This is a genomic window from Acidovorax sp. SRB_14 (assembly GCF_012932145.1).
In the GTDB taxonomy this organism is placed as follows: Bacteria; Pseudomonadota; Gammaproteobacteria; order Burkholderiales; family Burkholderiaceae_C; genus Simplicispira.
This window is the reverse complement of sequence record NZ_MWOK01000016.1, coordinates 71,981-91,082: the sequence shown is the minus strand read 5'-3', so window position 1 is coordinate 91,082 and position 19,102 is coordinate 71,981. Positions and strand designations below refer to the sequence as shown.

Here is a 19,102-nt window from a genome sequence, read left to right as displayed (position 1 = left end):
GGCGCAGCGCCTGTCGCAGGTGGTGCAGCAGTTCCGCCTGGGCGAAGACCGGGGCGGGGCGCAGGCCGCTCTGGCACTGGCCCCCGTCCAGGACGTGGCACGGGTCGGGCGCGCCACGCCGCAGCTGACCGGTTGAAATCAGAGCGGCTTCCGCCCTTTCTTAACCGTCGCGCCCGGCAATGAGCACGGCGTTCGTGCCGCCGAAGGCGAACGAGTTGGACAGGGCGTAGCGCAGGTCTGCTGCGGGGCGTGCTGCCCCCTGCACGAGGTCCAGCGCAAAGTCCGGATCGGCGGCCCGCAGATGCGCTGTGGGCGGCAGGCGCCGTTGCTCCAGTGCGCGCAGCACGGCCACCAATTCCACCGCACCCCCGCACCCAGCAAATGCCCGTGGATGGCCTTGGTGGAGCTTACGGCGGTGCTGTTGCCAAACACGCTGGCAATGGACTGCGCTTCTGCCGCATTGGCTGTCGCAATTGGTCGCGTAGCCGGCCATGAACAGTGGGGACTGCGCACCGCGCGCGCATGGGCTTCGGACTTCAGCACCAAGGCCGCCGCGTCTTCGTCCAGCGCAAAACCCGCGCGATCGGCCGAGAATGGCCGGCAGATGCCCGAGGCGTCCTCGCTGCTGCGCCGTGGCGACAGCACGCGCATGCCCACGTCGATCCAGCCTGCGCGGATGGCACGCAACGCTTCGCCCCCGACGGCGGCCGAAGAGGCACAGGCGCAGTCATAGATGAGCGCGGCCCCTTGAGCGCCAAGGTGCAGGGCCAGCTCGGCTGCGGTGGCGTTGGGCATGGTAGTGGGCCGCATGCAGCGTTGCGCCTGGAAGGTGGTCTCGAAGCTGGCTGCGCTGCAGTCGGTGCAGGGGCGCGACGTCTGGACCTGCATGTCGGGGTCGAACGAATTAGCCCGCAATGCGCGGTGCACAGACCGCACACCCGGCGGCGCGCAGAGCATGCTGCACCGACAGCAGCTCGTCCGACGTACTGCACAGGCCATGCAGCAACAGCACGGCCGTGTCGTGTGCCCGTGGTCCGGGCTGCTCGGCGGTCATGCCGTGGCTGCGGGGGTGGTCGTGCATGGTGCAGCCGCCTTGCGCGGCGAGAACCAGGCCACATACAGCGCCGGCAGCACGATCAGCGTCAGCAGCGTGGCCGTGACCAGACCGCCGATCACCACAATGGCCAGCGGCCGCTGCGTCTCCGATCCGATCTCGTGCGACAAGGCCATCGGCAGCAGGCCGAGCGCAGCCAGCATGGCCGTCATCAGCACCGTGCGCAGGCGCTGCATGGAGCCTTGGCGCACCGCCTCGACGACACCCATGCCGCCGGCCTGCAGCTGCTGGTACACCGACAGCATCACCACGCCGTTGAGCACGGCCTGACCGGACAGCGCGATGAAGCCGATGGCCGCCGATACCGACAGCGGAATGCCGAAGATCCACAGTGCGACGAAGCCACCGAGCAGGGCCAGAGGCACGTTGATCAGCACCAGCGAGGCGGTCTTGAAGGATTTGAACGCATCGAACAGCAGTACGAAGATCAGCAGCAGCGAGATTGGCACCACCACCGACAGGCGCTTCATGGCACGTTCCTGGTTTTCAAATTCGCCCGACCAGTTGAGCTGGTAGGTGGACGGAATCGTCACGTTCTTGGCGACACGGTCCTTCATGTCAGCGACCACCGAGCCCATGTCGCGGCCGGCGATAAAGATGCCGATGGCCGTGGTGCGGCGCCCGGCTTCGCGGGCGATGTTCATGGCGCCCGTACCTTCGTGGATGCGCGAGACGGCGCCGAGCGTCACATAGCCGCCATCCGGCGTGGCAATGGGTGTGCGCGGCAGGTTGGCAATGATGCGCTCGTCCTTGGGCAGGCGCACGGCGACGGCGAACTTGCGCTCGCCCTCCCAGAGACTGGTGGCGGCCTTGCCCGCGAGGGCGGCTTCGATCACATCCTGGATGTCGCTCACATTGAGGCCGTAGCGTGCGGCGCGATCTCGGTCGATGTCGATCAGCAACTGCGGCACCTGGCCATCGCGGTCGATCTCGGCGCGCGCCACGCCCTGCACCTGCTTGATCTCTCGGGCAATGTCGTCGGTGATGCGCTTCATTTCCGCGAGGTCGTCGCCTGCGAGCTTGATCACGATCTGGCCCTTGATCTGCGAGATCGATTCGAGCACGTTGTCGCGGATCGGCTGCGAGAACGCCGGGTCGATGCCGGGGAGGGCCGACAGCGCGCGGCCCATCTCCTCGGTGATCTTCTCGCGCGTCATGCCCTTGCGCCATTGGTCCTCGGGCTTCACGTCAACGAAGATCTCGGCCATGGAGATGGTCTTGGGGTCGGTGCCGTCCTCGGGCTGGCCGGCCTTGGACACCGTGGTGTTGACCTCGGGCACCGACAGCAGCGCCTGGCGCGCCATGCGCAGGATGCGCGTCGCCTCTTCGCTCGACACGTTGGGCGAGAGTGCGAAGTTGACCCAGGTCGTGCCCTCGTTGAGTTCGGGCAGGAATTCCGAGCCCAGGCGCGAGGCCACGACGCCCGACAGGCCGAACGCCACCAGCGCAATCACCATCACCTTGCGGCGGTTGACCAGGGCCCACTCGAGCACGGGCGCATACAGGTTCTTGGCGCCACGCACCACGCGGTTGTCGCCGTGCGGCAGCTTGCGTTTGAGCATCCAGTAGGCCAGCAGCGGCACCAGCGTGAGCGAGAAGACCAGCGCGCCGATCAAGGCCGCAGTCACCGACAGCGCCATTGGCTGGAAGATGCGGCCTTCATGGCGTTGCAGCGCAAAGATCGGGATGTGCGCCGCGATGATGATGAGCATCGAAAACAGCGTCGGGCGTCCGACCTCGTTGGCCGCGTCGATGATGGTTTCGCGCCGGTCGCGCTCGTCCATGTCCTCGCCGCGCTCGGCCAGGCGGTGCATGATGTTCTCGACCACGATCACCGCGCCGTCGACGATGATGCCGAAGTCCATCGCGCCCAGGCTCAGCAGGTTGGCCGGCACGCCCATGATCTTCAGGCCCATGAAGGTGCCCAGCAGCGCCAATGGAATCACCACCACCACGACCAGGCTGGCGCGCAGGTTCGACAGGAAGATGTAGAGCACCAGCGAGACCAGCAGCGCGCCTTCGACCAGGTTGCGGAACACCGTGCTCAGCGTCTTGTCCATGAGCCAGGTGCGGTCGTAGAACGGCACGATCTGCACGCCCGGCGGCAGGCCACGCGCATTGAGTTCGGCGATCTTGTCCTTCACGCCTTTGAGCACCACGCTCGGGTTCTCGCCTTTGCGCATGATGACGATGCCGGTGACGATGTCGTCGTCCAGGTCCTGGCCGACCACGCCCAGGCGCGGCACCGCGCCGATTTTGACCTGCGCGATGTCGCGGATCAGGATCGGGGTGCCGCCGCGTGCGGCCACCACAATGCGGCCAATGTCGTCGGGCGACTGCAGCAGGCCGATGCCGCGGATGGTGTACTGCTGCGCGCCCTGGGCCACGTAGCTGCCGCCCGCGTTGGCGTTGCCGCGCCCCAGCGCGTCCAGCAGGTTCTGGAAGGTGAGCTTGTAGGCGCGCAGCTTGTCGAGGTCGGGCTGCACCTCGTACTGCTTGATGGCGCCGCCCATGGCGACCACGTCGGCCACGCCGGGCACCTGGCGCAGTGCGCGCTCGACGGTCCAGTCCTCGATGGTGCGCAGGTCGGTGGTCGAGAGGCCGTCGCCCTTCAAGCGGTAGCGCATGATTTCGCCCACTGGCGTGGCATTGGGCGCAATCTCGGCCTGCACGCCAGGCGGCAGGTCGATGCTCGACAGCCGCTCGGCCACCTGCTGGCGCGCGATGTTGACGTTGGCCGCATCGTCGTACGTGATCACGCTGAACGACAGGCCGAACTGCGTGTGCGAGAACACGCGGATCGAATTGGGCAGGCCGGCCAGAGCGACTTCGATCGGCAGCGTGACCTGCTTTTCGACCTCTTCGGGCGCACGACCGGGGTAGAGCGCGATCACCGTGACCTGGGTGTCGGTGACGTCGGGAAAGGCCTCGACGGACAGGTTCTTGAAGGCAAAGACACCGGCCGCTGCAAACAGCAGCGTGCCGAGCACGATGAACAGGGGCTGGTGCAGCGCGTAATGGATCAGGCGCTTCATTGCACGCCTTTCTTCATGGCGGCATCTTCCTGGGCCATCTGGAACTGGCGTGCCAGCAGCAGCACGTTTTGCGTGACCACCTTGTCGCCGGCGGCCAGGCCCTTGCCGACCACCACCTCGCGTGGGCCTTCATGGGCCAGCGTGACGGCGCGGGGCTCGAACACGCCGGGCGCGCTCTCGACGAACACGGTGTGCACGGTGCCGCGCAGCGTGACGGCCTGCGCGGGGATGACGGCGCCGCCGGTGCGGCTTTGCTTGATGCGGGCCGTGGCCAGCATTTCGGCCTTCAGACGCCGGTCGGTATTGGCCACCAGGCCGCGGACCTTGATGGTGCGCGTGGCCGGGTCGATGGAATCGGACGCTGCCGTCACACGGCCCGCGAAGGTTTCCCCGGGGTAGGCCGACACTTCCAGCACAAATCTGTCGCCGGCACGCAGCGAAGCCAGGTCGCTCTCGCGTGCGTCGATCTGCACCCACAGCGTGGATGGGTCGGTCACCACAAACAGCGCCGGCGTGCCGGGGCCCGACTGGTCGGGCCGCACTTCCTGGCCGGGGTTCACGTTGCGTTCCACCACCACGCCGCCCATGCCGGCGGACAGGGCCAGCTGCTGGTTGACGGCCGCGCTGCTGCCGTACAGGCTGGTGCGCGCGGCGGCGCGCGCCACCTCGGCCTGGGCGCGTGCTGCGTCGGCCTCGGCCTGTTCCAGGTCCTTGCGGGCCACGATGCCGGCCTCGAACAGCTCGCGCTGGCGCCGCAGTCCTTGCTGCGCCAGGTTCTGCTCGGCGTGGGCTTTGGCCGTGTCGGCCTGGGCCTGGCCAAAGTCGGGCGAGGCCAGTGTGGCCAGGGGGCTGCCTGCCTTCACGGTCTGGCCCAGGTCGGCGCGGATGGCCGTCACGCGGCCCGCAAAGGCCGGGTAGATGCGCTGGGTGCGCTCCTCATTCCAGACCAGCCGCGCAGGCAGGTCCACGGCAATGTCCTGGCTGGGCTGCGCGGTGGTCATTTCGAGCAGCGCCAGCTGCGGATGGCCGGGCGGAAAGCGCAGCTGCGTGCCCTGTACCGTGGGCGCCGCGGCTGCGGCGGGGGCCGCAGGCGCGGCGGCTTCGCTGCACCCTGCGAGCAGTGCGCTGCCGCCCAGGGCCAAGGCCAGGGCGAGCGTGGGCAGGCCGCGAGCGGCGAAAGGGGGGGCGTTGCGCGCGCACAGGCGCGGGAAAGGGGTGTGCACCATGGGGGACTCTTCGGTGAAAGGGGGAAAGATCAGGGGGTGGCCAGCAGCGCTTGGGGCCGGGTGCGCAATTGCCAGGCACCCAGGGCCTTGGCGTGCTCCAGGCGGGCCGCCAGCGCTTCGAGCGCGGTGGCGCGCAGCGTGCGGCGTGCGTCGAGCAGGTCGGTCAGCGGCGTGGCGCCCTTGGCGTAGGCGAGTTCGGCGCTTTGCGCCACCTGGCGCGCGCGTGGCAGGATGCCGTTGTCGAAGCTCGCGGCGCGCTGGGCGGCACCGGCGGCGGCCTGTTGCAGGTGCTGCAGGTCGAGCACGGCCAAGCGCCGTGTTTTGTCGAGCGCGTCCTGCGCCTGGGCGTATTCGGCCTGGGCACGGGCGATTTCGCCTTCGTAGTGGTAGCCCCATTGCAGTGGCACCGACACACGCAGCTCCACCAAGCGGTTGGAGGTGCCGGGAAAGTGGTCGTACGAGGCGCCCACGGTCCAGTCGGACTTGCGCTGGGCGCTGGCGTGGTCGCGTGCGGCCTGGGCGGCCTGGACGCGGGCCAGCGCGGCGCGCACATCGGCGCGGGCTTCTGCTGCCGCGTTCAGGTCGAAGGCGCTGTCCGCGGTGGCGGGCAGCGCCGGCCAGTCGGTTCCGGCCGCTTCCACGGCCGCGGCGCTGGCGGTGATCTGTGCCAGCGCGAGGGCTGCCTGCTGCCGCTCCAGCGCCGCGGTTTGCGTCTCGGCGCGGGCGCGCTCGGCTTCGATGCTGGTGCGCGCCGCATCCTGCGCGGACAAATCGCCCGCTTGCACGCGCCGCGCGGCCAGGCGCGCCAGCGCGCCAGCGCTGCGTTCGATCTCGGTGGTCTCGCGCAACCGCTCCTGCGCGGCCAGCAGGTCGTAGTAGGCCGACAGGGCGGCCTGCAACTGCTGGGTTTGTGTGTCTTCCACGTCGGCCTGGGCGGCATCGGCATGGCGCTGCGCGGCCTGGGTGCGCAGGGCGCGCTTGCCGCCGCGCTCCCAGGTCCAGTCGATGCCTATGGACTTGTCGATGCGCTTGCGCGCCACCAGGTTGCCACCGCCTATGCCGTTTTGCAGGTCGATGGACGCGGCCTTGGCGCTGAGCACGGGGGCGGGAGCGTGGTCGGCGCTGAGCACGTCGGCGCGCGCTGCGGCCAGCGCGTGGCGCGCCTGGGCCACGTCGCTGTTGTCGCGCGCGGCTGCCAGCGCCTGTGCCAGCGTGAGTTGCGGGGAGGGGGGCTGTGCGCTGTTTTGGGCCCAGCCGGGCAGGGCGCAGGCCACGGCGGAGAGAAGGATCAACTGTCGTATGCTCATCCAGCGTTTATCGTTGCGCCCGCCTGACCGCTGCCTGACCTGGGCGATCCGTAAAAATGCGTACACCTGCCCCCTTGCTGCCCCTGCCCGAATGCGAATCCTGGTCATAGAAGACGATGCCGTGCTGCGCGGCGTGATGCTGCGCAGCCTGACGGATGCCGGCCACCGCGTGGATGCCGCCGCCAGCGTGGTCGAGGCGCACCATTTCTGGTGCGTGCAGCCCTTCGATGCGGTGCTGCTGGACCTGAACCTGCCCTACGATGCCGCGCCCGACAGCCCCATGGGCAGCGGGCTGGCGGCGCTGCGCGCGGCGCGCGCACGTGGCGACCGCACGCCCGTGCTGGTGCTGACCGCGCGCGACCGCACCGAGGACCGCATTGCCGGCCTGGACGCGGGTGCCGACGACTACCTGGGCAAGCCGTTCGAGCTGGCCGAGGTGGAGGCGCGCTTGCGCGCGCTCGCGCGCCGCACCCAGGGCACGGACGACCGCACCGTGGCCGGAGCGCTGGTGCTCGACCGGCGCGCCCGGCGTTTCACGTTGCACGGTGCGCCGCTGGAGCTGCCGGCACGCGAGTTCGAGGTGCTGTGGGAACTGATGACCCCGCCGGGCCGCGTGGTCAGCAAGCGCAGCCTGTCGGAAAAGCTCTCGGGCTTCGATGACACGCTGGGCAACAACGCACTCGAAGCCTTCATATCACGCCTGCGCAAGAAGCTGACCGACAGCTGCGCCGGCATCCGCACGCTGCGTGGCCTGGGCTACATGCTGGAGGCGCAGCCTCCGGCCGGGCCGTGAATCCGGTGGCCGCGGCCGGCGCGCCGGTGCCGCTTCCGTCCCTGCGTTCGCGCCTGCTGCGCCATGTGCTGGGGCCGCTGGCGTTGACGTGGCTGGCGGGCACGGTGGTGTCGGTGCTGGTGGCCGGGGGCTTCACCCAGCGCGCGTTCGATCGCTCGCTGCTCGACGATGCCTACGCCGTGGCCGCCAACGTGCGCAGTGTGGACGGCGCGCTGGAGTTCGCGCTGACCCCGCGCGAAGTCAAGGCAGTGCTGTTCGACCAAGTGGAGACGGTGTATTTCGCGGTACTGCGCCCCAATGGCTCGGTGCTGACCGGCAACCCCGGTTTGCCCGTGCCGCCGCCACGCGACGACGATGCGTACCGCTTTTCCGACATCCGTTTCGAGGGCCAGGCGCTGCGCGCAGTGCGCCTGCAGCTGGAGGTGCCCGCGGCCTTCGAAGTATTGATGGCGCAGACCACGCGCGGGCGCAGCGCCCTGCTGCGCAGCGTGCTGCTGTACTCGGTGGTGTCGCAGGCGCTGCTGCTGCTGGGGCTGGCGGCGTGGCTGCGCCAAGCGATCCAGGAAGAGCTGCGGCCCCTGACCGCGCTGCAGCAGGCGCTGGACCGGCGCGACGCGCGCGACCTGGCGCCCGTGCCGGTGCAGGCGTCCACGCGCGACCTACAGCGCCTGGGCACGGCCGTGAACGCCCTGCTGGCGCGTGTGGCCCAGGGCGTGCGCGCGCAGCGCGAGTTTGCCGGCAATGTGGCGCACGAGCTGCGCACGCCGCTGGCCGGCATCCGCGCGCTGACCAACTACGGCTTGGCGCAGAAAGAGCCGGCCGTCTGGCGCGAGCAACTGGGCGCCATCGTGCACAGCGAGGCGCGCGCCAGCCACCTGATCGACCAATTGCTGGCGCTGGCCTTGGCCGACGAGGTGCGCGGCGATCTGCCGCGCCAGACGGTGCGGCTCGACGAGCTGGTGCGCCAGACCGTGCTGCAGTTTCTGCGCCGCGCCGACGCGGCCGGCGTGGACTTGGGCGCGCGCGGGCTGGACCGGACGGTCGCCGTGCAGGGACAGGCGCTGCTGATCGAGGGCGTGCTCAACAACCTGATCGACAACGCGCTGCGCTACGGCGTGCCAACGGCGCCGCAGACGCCGCCAAGCGTGACGGTGGAGCTGTCGCGCCTGGCAGGCCAGGTGGTTCTGTCGGTGCTCGACAACGGGCCGGGCCTGACGGCCGAGCAGCGCCAGCACCTGCTGCAGCGCTGGGCCCAGGGCCGCGAGGGCGAGCGCCTGGGCCAGGGCGCGGGCCTGGGCCTGGCCATCGTGGCGCGCTATGCCGAGCTGCTGGAGGCGCGCCTGGAGCTCGATGCCGGACCCCAGGGCGTGGGCTTGTGCGTGCGCCTGGTGTTCATGCCACTGTGAGCGCTGAATTCCTGATTTGATAGCGCCACGCGCTTGCTGCACCAGCGTTAGGGGCGGTTTTGACCGTTTTTTTGAGGCTGCGATGACCTTCCCCGCCGTGGGGGCGGGCGGCGCAGGGCGCGGTGTGGGCCGCGGCTGGCTTCTCAGAACAGCGTGGGGTAGTCGGTATAGCCTTCGGCGCCGCCGCCATAGAAGGTGGCGCGGTCGGGCGGGTTCATCGGCGCGCCGCGCTGCAGGCGCTCGACCAGGTCGGGGTTGGCGATGAACGGCCGGCCAAAGGCGACGATGTCGACGCCGCTCTCGACCGCGGCCTCCGCCAGGGCCTTGTCGTAGGCGTTGTTCACCATCCAGGCGCCCGTGCCGCCGGCCTTGCGGTAGACATCGCGCAGGGCGGCGTAGTCGAACGGGCGCTCGGCCAGCTCGCGCGGCCCGCCGGTAGCGCCTTCGATCAGGTGCACGTAGGCCAGGCCCAGCGGTGCCAGCTGCGCGAGCACATAGTCGAACAGCTGCTGCGGATCGGCGTCGGTGATGTCGTTGGCCGGGGTCACGGGCGAGAGGCGGATCGCGGTGCGCTCGCCGCCGATTTCGTCGACGATGGCGCGCACCACTTCGAGCAGCAGGCGCGCGCGGTTCTTGATGCTGCCACCGTAGTCGTCGGTGCGCTGGTTGGCACCGGTTTTCAGGAACTGGTCGAGCAGGTAGCCGTTGGCGCCGTGGGTCTCGACGCCGTCGAAGCCGCAGGCGATCGCGTTGCGCGCGGCGTGGCGGTAGTCCTGCACGATGCCGGGCAGCTCATCGAGGTCGAGCGCGCGCGGCATCGAGGTTTCCACGAAGGTGGGCACGCCGTCCTTGATCAGCACGGTCTTGGTGTGGGCGCGGACGGCCGAGGGTGCCACGGGCGCTGCGTTGCCGGGCTGCAGCGTGGTGTGCGAGACGCGGCCCACATGCCACAGCTGCACGACGATCTTGCCATCGGCCTGGTGCACGGCCTCGGTGACGCGCTTCCAGCCGTCGAGCTGCTCGGTGCTGTAGAGGCCCGGCACGTCGGCATAGCCCTGGCCCTGCGGGCTGATCGCGGTGGCCTCGGTGATCAGCAGGCCGGCGCTGGCGCGCTGCGCGTAGTACTGCGCCATGAGCGGCGTGGGAATCGCGCCGGGCGCGCGGTTGCGCGTGAGCGGGGCCATGGCGATGCGGTTTTTCAGGTGCAAGGCACCCGCGGTCACGGGTTGGTAAAGGCGAGAGGACATGGACGGGCCTGTGCGTGAGGGGGGTGAAAGAAAGCCAAGGACAATGCACAAGCCTACCGCGCGGTGTGGATGCATGCAGCGGACGCTGGCTTTACCATGGTTCAGGAGAATCGCCATGTCCCACGTTGCCCCCCCTGCGCCCCCGGCACCCGCCCCGGCGCCCGCAACAGCCCCACCCGTGGCAGTGCCATCCGATCCGGAACAATGGCCCGGCCTGCAGAAAAGCACGCTGGACTTTCCGGTGGTCGGCATGGGGGCCTCGGCCGGCGGGCTGGCGGCGCTGCAGCGGTTCTTCGACCACATGCCGTCGCAGTCGGGCATGGCGTTCGTGGTGGTGCTGCACCTCTCACCCCAGCACCCCAGCAGCGCCGATGCCATTCTGCAGCGCCACACCCGCATGGCGGTGGTCCAGGTGACCGGCCCGGTGCCGGTCCAGCCCGACCACATCTACATCATCCCGCCCAACCAAGACCTGTTGATGAACGACGGCCGGCTCGAGCTGTGCGCGCCCGTGCGGGTGCACGGACCGCATGTCGCCATCGACCTGTTCTTCCGCACCCTGGCGCACGTGCAGGGGTCGCGCGCGCTGGGCGTCGTGCTCTCGGGCACGGGCGCCGACGGTGCCGTGGGCCTCAAGCGCATCAAGGAAAAGGGCGGCGTGGCGCTGGTGCAGGCGCCCGACGACGCCGAGTTCGCCGAGATGCCCAGCGCCGCCATCGCCACGGGGGCGGTGGACTTCGTGCTGCCGGTGGCGGACATGCCCCAGCGCCTGCTGGACCTGTGGAACAACGCCCGGCGCATCTGGCTGCCGGAGACGGTCGAGAGCGGCGAGAAGCTGCCGTCCCCACCCAGCGCCGCCGATGCGCAGCGTGCCGAGAAGGCGCTGCAGGACGTGATGGCGCTGCTGCGCCTGCGCACCGGGCACGACTTTCGCCACTACAAGCGCGCCACGATGCTGCGCCGCATCGAGCGGCGCATGCAGGTGTGCGAGGTGCCCGACCTGAACGCCTACTGCGAACACCTGCGCACCCACGCCGAGGAGACCGGCCTGCTGCTGCAGGACATGCTGATCAGCGTGACCAACTTCTTCCGCGACCGCGAGGCCTTCGAGGCGCTCGAACGCGAAGCGATTGCGCCGCTGCTGGCCGAGCGCGCCGCCAATGAGCCGTTGCGCGCCTGGGTGGCGGGGTGTGCCACCGGCGAAGAGGCGTATTCGCTCTCGATCCTGCTGCACGAGGCGGCGCAGCGGCGCGGTGGAGGCGGCATGGCACCGGCGCAGGTGTTTGCCACCGACATCGACGAGCGCGCGCTGGCGCTGGCGCGCACCGGGCTGTATGGGCCCTGCATCGCCACCGACGTGGCACCGGAACGCCTGGCGCAGTACTTCACGTGCGAGCCGTCTGGCTACCGGGTGGGCAAGGCGGTGCGCGAGCCGGTGCTGTTTGCCGCGCACAACGTGCTGCGCGATCCGGCGTTCTCGCGCCTCGATCTGATCTGCTGCCGCAACCTGCTGATCTACGTGAGCAGCGCGGCGCAACTCAGCATCCTCGAGATGTTCCGCTTTGCGCTGCGCCCCGGTGGCTACCTGTTCCTGGGCATGTCCGAGTCGGCCGACGCCGCGGGCGAGCTGTTCACCGTGGTGGACAAGAAAAACCGCATCTACCAGGCCAACCCGCGCGCGCCCGGGCATGGGGTGCGCCATCTGCCGCTGTCGGCGCTCTCGGGTCCCGACCGGCGCCACCTGCTGCCGCAGGGACCGGTGTTGCGCGAGAGCAGCCGCGCGGCGGTGGCCGAGTTGCACGCGCGCGCCATCTGTGCCTGCGCGCCGCCGAGCCTGCTGGCCGACCACCGGCTGCATATCCTGCACCTGTCGGACGGCGCCGCGCGCTACCTGCAGCAAGGCGGCGGCCCGCCCACCGCCGAGCTGCTGGCCAGCGTGCACCCGGACTTGCGCATCGAACTGCGCACCGCGCTGTTCCAGGTCGCGCAAATCGGCCAGGCGGTGCGCACTCGCAGCATCCACTTCGAGCACGGGGGGGTGGCCCGCCATATCCGGCTGGCGGTCACGCCGGTGCCCGCGCCCGCGCCAGACACCTCCGCCGAGCCGCACAGCGCCGAGCCGCTGATGCTGGTGGTGTTCGAGGACGCCGAGCAGGCTGCCACGGCGGAGCACGGCGCGGCCGGCGACAGCACCGACCGCCAGCTCATTGGCCAGCTCGAGGCCGAGGTCGACCAGCTGAAGAGCCACCTGCGCAACACCGTCGAGCACGCCGGCATCTCGACCGAGGAACTCAAGGCGTCGAACGAGGAACTGCAGGCCATCAACGAGGAGCTGCGCTCGGCCACCGAAGAGCTCGAGACGAGCAAGGAAGAGCTGCAGTCGATGAATGAGGAGCTGATCACCGTCAACTACGAGTTCAAGACGCGCGTCGAGGAGGCCAGCAAGACCAACGACGACCTGCAGAACTTCCTCGCCTCGACCGACATCGCCACGCTGTTCATTGACGAGGCGATGCGCATCAAGCGCTTCACGCCGCAGGTCGCGAGGCTGTTCAACGTGATTGACAGCGACGTCGGCCGGGCGCTGCAGGACATCACGCACCGGCTCGACTACGACGATCTGGCGCAGGACCTGCAGAGCGTGCTGCAGGACCTGCGCACCGTCGAGCGTCCGGTGCGCAGCCTGGACGCGCGCCACTACCTGGCGCGCCTGCGCCCCTACCGCACGGTGGACAACAAGATCGCCGGCGCGGTGCTGGCGTTCGTCGATGTGACCGAACTGCGGCAGGCCGAGCAGCGCGTGCGCGCCAGCGAGGAGCGCCTGCGCCTGGCGGCGCTCACCACGCGCGACTACATCATCGTGACGCTCGACGACGACGGCCTGATCACCTCGTGGAACGAGGGCGCGCGGCGCGTGTTCGGCTACCAGGACCAGGAGGTGCTGGGCCAGCACATCCGCCTGATCTTTACGCCCGAGGACTGCGCCAGCGGCGTGCCCGAGGACGAGATGCGGCGCGCGCGCGAAACCGGCCGTGCCGAGGACGAGCGCTGGCACCTGCGCAAGGACGGCTCGATCTTCTACTGCAGCGGCGTGATGACGCAGCTGCGCGACAGCAGCGTGTCGGGCTTTGTCAAGATTGCCCGCGACATGACCGGCAGCAAAACCCAGGAAGCCGAGCGCGAGGCGATGCTGGAGCGTGAGAAGCTGGCCAGCAGCGAGGCGCGCGCGGCCAACGAACTCAAGGACCAGTTCCTGGCCGTGATGTCGCACGAGCTCAAGCACCCGCTCAACCTGATCCAGGTCAGCACCGAGCTGCTGGCGCGCCTGCCCGAGCTGCAGGGCGTGGCCATGGCGCAGCGCGCCAGCGACAACATCCGCAGCGCCGTGCGCAGCCAGGCCAAGCTGATCGACGACCTGTTGGACCTCTCGCGCGTGCGCACCGGCAAGCTTCAGCTGAACCTCGAAGCGGTGGCCGTCGAGGCCGTGGCCGCGATCGTGGAAATCGCCGGTGTAGACGCCCAGCGCAAGGGCGTGGCGCTGCACTGGGTGTGCGAGGCGCCCGAGCTGCAGCTGTGGTGCGACCGTGTGCGCACCGAGCAGATCGTCTGGAACCTGCTCCACAACGCGCTCAAGTTCACGCCCACCGGCGGCAGCGTGACCGTGGCGCTGGCGCAGCGCGGCGCCTTTGCGCAGCTGACGGTGGCCGACACCGGCGTCGGCATTGCGCCCGAATTCCTGTCCCAGGTGTTTGGCCTGTTCTCGCAGGGGGGCGCCGCCTCGGCACGCCGCGGTGGCCTGGGCATCGGGCTGGCGCTGGTGCAGGAACTCAGCAGCGCGCAGGGCGGCGAGGTGAGCGTCGTGTCGGACGGCCTCGGCAAAGGCACCACGTTCACGGTGCTGTTGCCGCTCGTCGGCGGCGGCGAGCCCAGGGCCGAGGCCGCGGCGGCGGCGTCGGCCCTGCAGGGGCTGCGCGTGCTGTTGGTGGACGACATGGAGGATGCGCTGCTGCTGTTTGCCGTGGTGCTCGAAAACGAGGGGGCCGACGTGGACACCGCCAGCAGCGGCGCCGCGGCGCTGGACCTGGCGGCGCTGAACACCTACGACCTGCTGATTTCGGACATTGGCATGCCGGGCATGGACGGCTACGCGCTGCTGGCGGCGCTGCGCCAGATGCCGGGCCATGGGCAGGTGCGCGCCATCGCCATGACCGGCTATGGCCGCAATGCCGATGCCGAGCGCGCGCGGCGCGAAGGCTTCGACGCCCACGTCACCAAGCCGGTCGACTTTGATGCGCTCAGAAAGACCGTGGCCGGGCTGCAGCTGCGCGCGGCCGGCACACCCGCGCCCGCACCCGCGCCCGCGCCCGCACCCGCGCCGGAGCCGGAGCCTGCACCAGGCGGCAGCGCAAGCGCCGTCTAAGCGCGGCGCCGCTTACGTGGGCTGCCGCTCGGCCTGCAGCGCCGCCTGCACCGCCGGGCGGGCGCCCACGCGCTGCAGGAAGGCCTGCAGATTCGCCATTCCCGCCGTGTCCACCTGCACATGCGGGGCCCAGCTGGCGACGGTGAACAGGTAGCCGTCGGCCACGGTGAACTGCTCGCCCATCAGATAGGAGCGGTGGGCCAGCTGGCCGTCGAGCCACTGCAGGCGCTGCTGCAGCCGCTCGATGGCCACCGGCTTGTAGTCGGCCGGCGTGGCGGGGTTGAACAGCGGACCGAAGCCTTTGTGGATCTCGCTGGAAATGAAGTTCAGCCACTCTTGCAGGTGGTAGCGCGCGAGCGTGCCGTTGGCCGGGGCGAGCTGTTTGTCGGGCACCTGGTCGGCGATGTACTGCACGATGGCCGGGCCTTCGCGCAGGCGCTCGCCGCTGTCGAGTTCGAGCACCGGCACATAGCCCAGCGGGTTGATGCTGTAGTAGTCGGTGCCGTCCTGCAACTGGTGGGTCTTGGTGCTGGCCAGCACCGCGGTGTGGGGCAGGCCGGCTTCGTACAGGGCGATGTGCGGCGACAACGAACAGGCGCCGGGAGAGTAGTACAGCTTCATGGTCGGTTTCCTTGGGTGGAGAAAGGGAACCGCCATGCTATGCGCTGCGGCGCCGGCGCGCACGGCGGGGCCATCACGGCTGCGTCAGGTCTTCGAGCCGCGCGAGCCAGGCCAGGGCCTCGGCGCGGCTGCTGCCGCACATCGCGGGCTCGGCCTGCAGACTGGCGCAGACGGCGGGGCGCTCGGGCCGCCCAAAGACCAGACAGCGCTCGTCAGGGCCCAGCTGCACGCAGCGCACGCCGGCGGGCTTGCCGTGCGGCATGCCGGGGATGGCGCTCGAGATCGACGGTGCCGTGCAGCAGGCGCCGCAGGCCGGCCTGCAGTGCAGGCGTGCTATCCGAACCATAGCTGCCAGCGCTTGCTGGAACTGCGCTTGCAGCACATTTCATTGAAATGTTGCAGGTTCATGCGGCGGCCCCGCCGTGCATGCGCTCAGCGGCCCACAGCACCTGTTCGACCACGCCGCGCACGCCGTCGCGGTGCTCGGCCTGCAGCAGCGCGCCGCGCTCGTCGAACGCGCTGGCGGCGCCGCTGAGCGCATACGCACGCGGTGCGAGCCAGCATTCGAGGTTGATCAGCAGCGGCGCCAGGTGGCTTTGCGCACGCAGGCCGCCCAGGCGCCCGTTGGACGCGCTGAGCATGCCCACCACCTTGCCGCGAAAGGGCTTGGTGCCGTCGCCCCAGTCGGGGTCGCCGGCCACGGGGCTCGAGGCCCAGTCGATGGTGTTCTTGAGCAGGGCGGTGTAGCTGCCGTTGTATTCGGGCGAGCAGACGATCCAGGCCGGGTGCTCCCACAGCAGGCGCTTGAGGCGCAGCACATCGGGCGGCGTGCCGCGCGCCTCGAGGTCGGCGTTGTACATCGGGATGTCGAGCTCGGCCAGCTCCAGCAGCGTGACCTCGGCGCCCGCCGTGCGGGCCAGATCGGCGGCCTCGCGGGCCAGGCGGCGGTTGAACGATTGGTGGCGGGTGCTGCCCGCGAAGACGAGAATTTTCATGGCCGCGATTGGAGCACAGGCCCCGGACTGGCGTGCCGCCGCTGGTCAATGCGCCTGCGGCGCGGCGCCTGTTTCACGTGGAACACCACGGCTGCGCAAAACCCCACGCGCGCATGGCCCGGACGCCTCGCGCCGCAAAGTGGGAAAATTACGGGTTAGCCCGCATGCCGCCCCGCGCATGGCGGGCTGTGTTTGACCATTGGGCCCTGTGCCCCGGAGCGCTTCCCATGCTGTACCCCCAGGAATTTGATGTCATCGTCGTCGGTGGCGGCCATGCCGGCACCGAGGCGGCGCTGGCCGCCGCGCGCATGGGCTGCCAGACGCTGCTGCTCACGCACAACATCGAGACGCTGGGGCAGATGAGCTGCAACCCGTCGATCGGCGGCATTGGCAAGGGCCACCTGGTTAAAGAGGTGGACGCGCTGGGTGGCGCCATGGCGCTGGCCACCGACGAGGGCGGCATCCAGTTCCGCATTCTCAACAGCTCCAAGGGCCCCGCCGTGCGTGCCACGCGCGCCCAGGCCGACCGCATCCTGTACAAGGCAGCCATCCGCCGCACGCTCGAGAACCAGCCCAACCTGCTGATCTTCCAGCAAGCCGTGGACGACCTGATGGTCGAGGGCGACCGCGTCGTCGGCGCCGTGACGCAGGTCGGCATCCGCTTTCGCAGCCGCACCGTCGTGCTGACGGCGGGCACCTTCCTCGACGGCAAGATCCACGTCGGGCTGAACAACTACGCCGCCGGCCGCGCCGGCGACCAGCCGGCCGTGAGCCTGTCGGCACGCCTGAAGGAGCTGCAGCTGCCGCAGGGGCGCCTCAAAACCGGCACGCCGCCGCGCATCGACGGGCGCAGCATCGACTTTTCGAGATGCACCGCGCAGCCGGGCGACGGCATGCCGGGCGGCGTCAACGAAGGCCATGTGCCGGTGTTCAGCTTCATGGCGCACGCCCACGGCGGGGCCGCGATGCACCCGCGCCAGGTGCCATGCTGGGTCACGCATACCAACGCGCGCACGCACGACATCATCCGCAGCGGCTTTGACCGCAGCCCCATGTTCACCGGCAAGATCGAGGGCGTGGGACCGCGCTACTGCCCGAGCGTCGAAGACAAGATCAACCGCTTTGCCGACAAGGACAGCCACCAGATCTTCCTCGAGCCCGAGGGCCTGACGACGCACGAGTTCTATCCCAACGGCATCAGCACCAGCCTGCCGTTCGACATCCAGCTGGCGCTGGTGCGCAGCATGGAGGGGCTGGAGAACGCGCACATCCTGCGCCCCGGCTACGCCATCGAGTACGACTACTTCGATCCGCGCTCGCTCAAGAGCAACTTCGAGACGCGGCAGATCGAGGGTCTGTTCTTCGCCGGCCAGATCAACGGCACGACAGGTTACGAAGAGGCCGCCGCGCAGGGCCTGTTTGCTGGCGCCAACGCCGCGCTGCAGTGCAAGGGCCTGGCGCCGTGGCTTCCGGGGCGTGACGAGGCCTACCTGGGCGTGCTGGTGGACGACCTGATCACCAAGGGTGTGACCGAGCCGTACCGCATGTTCACGAGCCGCGCCGAGTTCCGCCTGCAGCTGCGCGAGGACAACGCCGACATGCGCCTGACCGAGGTCGGGCGGCAGATGGGCCTGGTCGACGATGCGCGCTGGGATGCGTTCAGCCGCAAGCGCGACGCTGTTTCACGTGAAACAGAGCGCCTCAAGTCCACCTGGGTCAATCCGCGCAACCTGCCGGTCGAAGAATCGGTGCGCGTGCTCGGCAAGGGCATCGAGCACGAGTACAACCTGTTCGAGCTGCTGCGCCGCCCCGATGTGGCGTATGGCGCGCTGGTCGGCATGGACGGCGGCAAGTACGCAAGCGACGCGGTGTCCCGTGAGGCGCTGGGCGAGCTGGCCGCGCCGGTGGTCGAGCAGGTCGAGATTGCCGCCAAGTATGCGGGCTACATCGACCGCCAGAAGGACGAGGTGGAGCGCGCCGCGCACTACGAAAAGCTGCGCCTGCCGCCCGAGCTGGACTACATGCAGGTCACGGCGCTGAGCATCGAGGCGCGCCAGGCGCTGGCGCGCTTCAAGCCCGAGACGCTGGGCCTGGCGTCGCGCATCACCGGCATCACGCCGGCCGCCATTTCGCTGTTGCTGGTGCATCTGAAGCGCGGCGGTTTCAAAGGCTTCGCTGCACCCGAACAAGCCGCGCAAGCGGGCGAGACCGCATGAGCGCGGCGTTGGAAGCGGCGTTGCGCCGCGGCGGCGAGGCGCTGGACCTCGACCTGGACGAGGCGCAGATCGCCCAGTTGCTCGAATTCATGGCGCTGCTGCAGAAGTGGAACAAGGTCTACAACCTGACGGCGGTGCGCGATCCGGCCGAGATGCTGACGCACCACCTGCTCGACAGCCTGGCGGCCGTGGCGCCGCTGCGCCGACATCTTGGCCGGCACCTGGTGCAGGCCGGGCAGGGTGCTGCGGGGGCGCCGCCGCGCCTGCTCGACGTGGGGTCCGGCGGCGGCCTGCCCGGCGTGGTGTTCGCGGTCTGCTGCCCGCAGCTCGATGTGAGCTGCGTCGACACGGTGGCGAAGAAGGCCGCATTCATCCAGCAGGTGGCAGTCACGCTCAAGCTGCAGAACCTGCACGGCGTGCACGCGCGCGTCGAATCGCTGGCCGGGCCCTTCGACGTGGTGAGCTGCCGCGCGTTTGCGTCGCTGGCCGACTTCACCGCTTGGTCGCGCCCGGCGCTGGGCGAGGGCGCCGTCTGGCTGGCGATGAAGGGCAAGCACCCGGCCGATGAGATCGCGGCGCTGCCCGCGAAGGTGCAGGTGTTTCACGTGGAACCACTCACCGTGCCGGGGCTCGATGCCGAGCGCTGCATCGTCTGGATGCGGCCCGCGCCGTGACGGCAAAGACCGTCGCGTAAACTCGCAGCTCGCAGCCCCGGAGAAGCC

At 69.7% G+C, this 19,102-nt stretch carries 14 protein-coding genes and 1 pseudogene; 5 read left to right on the top strand and 10 right to left on the bottom strand.

Going from position 1 to position 19,102, the window contains the following annotated elements; translation table 11 throughout:
* Positions 1-160: 160 nt before the first annotated feature.
* From B2J86_RS13150 to B2J86_RS13125, 6 genes and pseudogenes are all read right to left on the bottom strand, one after another.
* A complete protein-coding gene (locus B2J86_RS13150) occupies positions 161-361 on the bottom strand; it encodes a hypothetical protein (RefSeq protein WP_173025789.1) in 201 nt (66 codons plus the stop codon).
* Positions 362-582: 221 nt separating this feature from the next.
* A pseudogene (locus tag B2J86_RS18225) lies at positions 583-795 on the bottom strand (beta-ketoacyl synthase N-terminal-like domain-containing protein); the annotation flags it as partial.
* 109 nt (positions 796-904) lie between these two features.
* Entirely contained in the window at positions 905-1,081 is a 177-nt protein-coding gene (locus tag B2J86_RS13140; RefSeq protein WP_206042535.1) for a hypothetical protein, read from the bottom strand.
* The gene (locus tag B2J86_RS13135; protein WP_173025830.1) at positions 1,051-4,149 is read right to left on the bottom strand and encodes an efflux RND transporter permease subunit; all 3,099 of its coding nucleotides are present in this window, start codon (positions 4,147-4,149) and stop codon (positions 1,051-1,053) included. The genes B2J86_RS13140 and B2J86_RS13135 overlap by 31 nt, the downstream gene beginning before the upstream one ends.
* Positions 4,146-5,375: an efflux RND transporter periplasmic adaptor subunit gene (locus B2J86_RS13130; RefSeq protein ID WP_173025829.1), complete on the bottom strand. Its 1,230-nt coding sequence runs from the start codon at positions 5,373-5,375 to the stop codon at positions 4,146-4,148. The genes B2J86_RS13135 and B2J86_RS13130 overlap by 4 nt, the downstream gene beginning before the upstream one ends.
* 29 nt (positions 5,376-5,404) lie before the next feature.
* The gene (locus B2J86_RS13125; RefSeq protein ID WP_254068097.1) at positions 5,405-6,667 is read right to left on the bottom strand and encodes a TolC family protein; all 1,263 of its coding nucleotides are present in this window, start codon (positions 6,665-6,667) and stop codon (positions 5,405-5,407) included.
* A gap of 106 nt (positions 6,668-6,773) precedes the next feature.
* Here B2J86_RS13125 and B2J86_RS13120 point away from each other — a divergent pair, with 106 nt between their 5' ends.
* Both B2J86_RS13120 and B2J86_RS13115 read left to right on the top strand, forming a co-directional pair.
* Positions 6,774-7,475: a response regulator transcription factor gene (locus B2J86_RS13120; RefSeq protein ID WP_173025827.1), complete on the top strand. Its 702-nt coding sequence runs from the start codon at positions 6,774-6,776 to the stop codon at positions 7,473-7,475.
* Positions 7,472-8,881: a sensor histidine kinase gene (locus B2J86_RS13115; RefSeq protein WP_371736526.1), complete on the top strand. Its 1,410-nt coding sequence runs from the start codon at positions 7,472-7,474 to the stop codon at positions 8,879-8,881. Before B2J86_RS13120 ends, B2J86_RS13115 begins: the two co-directional genes overlap by 4 nt.
* Before the next feature lie 143 nt (positions 8,882-9,024).
* Here the strand turns inward: B2J86_RS13115 and B2J86_RS13110 are convergent, their stop codons facing one another.
* Positions 9,025-10,128 carry an alkene reductase gene (locus B2J86_RS13110; protein WP_173025826.1) on the bottom strand — a complete coding sequence of 368 codons (1,104 nt, stop codon included), beginning with the start codon at positions 10,126-10,128 and terminating at the stop codon, positions 9,025-9,027.
* A gap of 115 nt (positions 10,129-10,243) precedes the next feature.
* On the opposite strand from B2J86_RS13110, the gene B2J86_RS13105 reads away from it, so the two are divergent.
* Positions 10,244-14,548 carry a chemotaxis protein CheB gene (locus B2J86_RS13105; RefSeq protein ID WP_173025825.1) on the top strand — a complete coding sequence of 1,435 codons (4,305 nt, stop codon included), beginning with the start codon at positions 10,244-10,246 and terminating at the stop codon, positions 14,546-14,548.
* 12 nt (positions 14,549-14,560) lie between these two features.
* Here the strand turns inward: B2J86_RS13105 and gstA are convergent, their stop codons facing one another.
* From gstA to B2J86_RS13090, 3 genes are all read right to left on the bottom strand, one after another.
* A complete protein-coding gene (gstA, locus tag B2J86_RS13100) occupies positions 14,561-15,169 on the bottom strand; it encodes a glutathione transferase GstA (RefSeq protein WP_173025824.1) in 609 nt (202 codons plus the stop codon).
* A gap of 73 nt (positions 15,170-15,242) precedes the next feature.
* Entirely contained in the window at positions 15,243-15,515 is a 273-nt protein-coding gene (locus tag B2J86_RS13095) for a YkgJ family cysteine cluster protein (RefSeq protein WP_173025823.1), read from the bottom strand.
* A gap of 58 nt (positions 15,516-15,573) precedes the next feature.
* Positions 15,574-16,164, bottom strand: coding sequence for an NADPH-dependent FMN reductase (locus B2J86_RS13090; protein WP_173025822.1), 591 nt, complete (start codon positions 16,162-16,164; stop codon positions 15,574-15,576).
* Between the two features lie 227 nt (positions 16,165-16,391).
* On the opposite strand from B2J86_RS13090, the gene mnmG reads away from it, so the two are divergent.
* Positions 16,392-18,380, top strand: coding sequence for a tRNA uridine-5-carboxymethylaminomethyl(34) synthesis enzyme MnmG (gene mnmG, locus B2J86_RS13085; RefSeq protein ID WP_173025821.1), 1,989 nt, complete (start codon positions 16,392-16,394; stop codon positions 18,378-18,380).
* On the top strand, positions 18,377-19,054 hold the full coding sequence (gene rsmG, locus B2J86_RS13080) for a 16S rRNA (guanine(527)-N(7))-methyltransferase RsmG (protein WP_173025820.1): 678 nt from the start codon (positions 18,377-18,379) through the stop codon (positions 19,052-19,054). Before mnmG ends, rsmG begins: the two co-directional genes overlap by 4 nt.
* Positions 19,055-19,102: the final 48 nt, after the last annotated feature.

Coding starts and splice junctions, on each gene's coding strand:
- B2J86_RS13140 (WP_206042535.1), bottom strand. CDS start 1,081: ATGCACGACCACCCCCGCAGCCACGGCATGACCGCCGAGCAGCCCGGA.
- B2J86_RS13135 (WP_173025830.1), bottom strand. CDS start 4,149: ATGAAGCGCCTGATCCATTACGCGCTGCACCAGCCCCTGTTCATCGTG.
- B2J86_RS13130 (WP_173025829.1), bottom strand. CDS start 5,375: ATGGTGCACACCCCTTTCCCGCGCCTGTGCGCGCGCAACGCCCCCCCT.
- B2J86_RS13120 (WP_173025827.1), top strand. CDS start 6,774: ATGCGAATCCTGGTCATAGAAGACGATGCCGTGCTGCGCGGCGTGATG.
- B2J86_RS13110 (WP_173025826.1), bottom strand. CDS start 10,128: ATGTCCTCTCGCCTTTACCAACCCGTGACCGCGGGTGCCTTGCACCTG.
- B2J86_RS13105 (WP_173025825.1), top strand. CDS start 10,244: ATGTCCCACGTTGCCCCCCCTGCGCCCCCGGCACCCGCCCCGGCGCCC.
- gstA (WP_173025824.1), bottom strand. CDS start 15,169: ATGAAGCTGTACTACTCTCCCGGCGCCTGTTCGTTGTCGCCGCACATC.
- B2J86_RS13095 (WP_173025823.1), bottom strand. CDS start 15,515: ATGGTTCGGATAGCACGCCTGCACTGCAGGCCGGCCTGCGGCGCCTGC.
- B2J86_RS13090 (WP_173025822.1), bottom strand. CDS start 16,164: ATGAAAATTCTCGTCTTCGCGGGCAGCACCCGCCACCAATCGTTCAAC.
- mnmG (WP_173025821.1), top strand. CDS start 16,392: ATGCTGTACCCCCAGGAATTTGATGTCATCGTCGTCGGTGGCGGCCAT.
- rsmG (WP_173025820.1), top strand. CDS start 18,377: ATGAGCGCGGCGTTGGAAGCGGCGTTGCGCCGCGGCGGCGAGGCGCTG.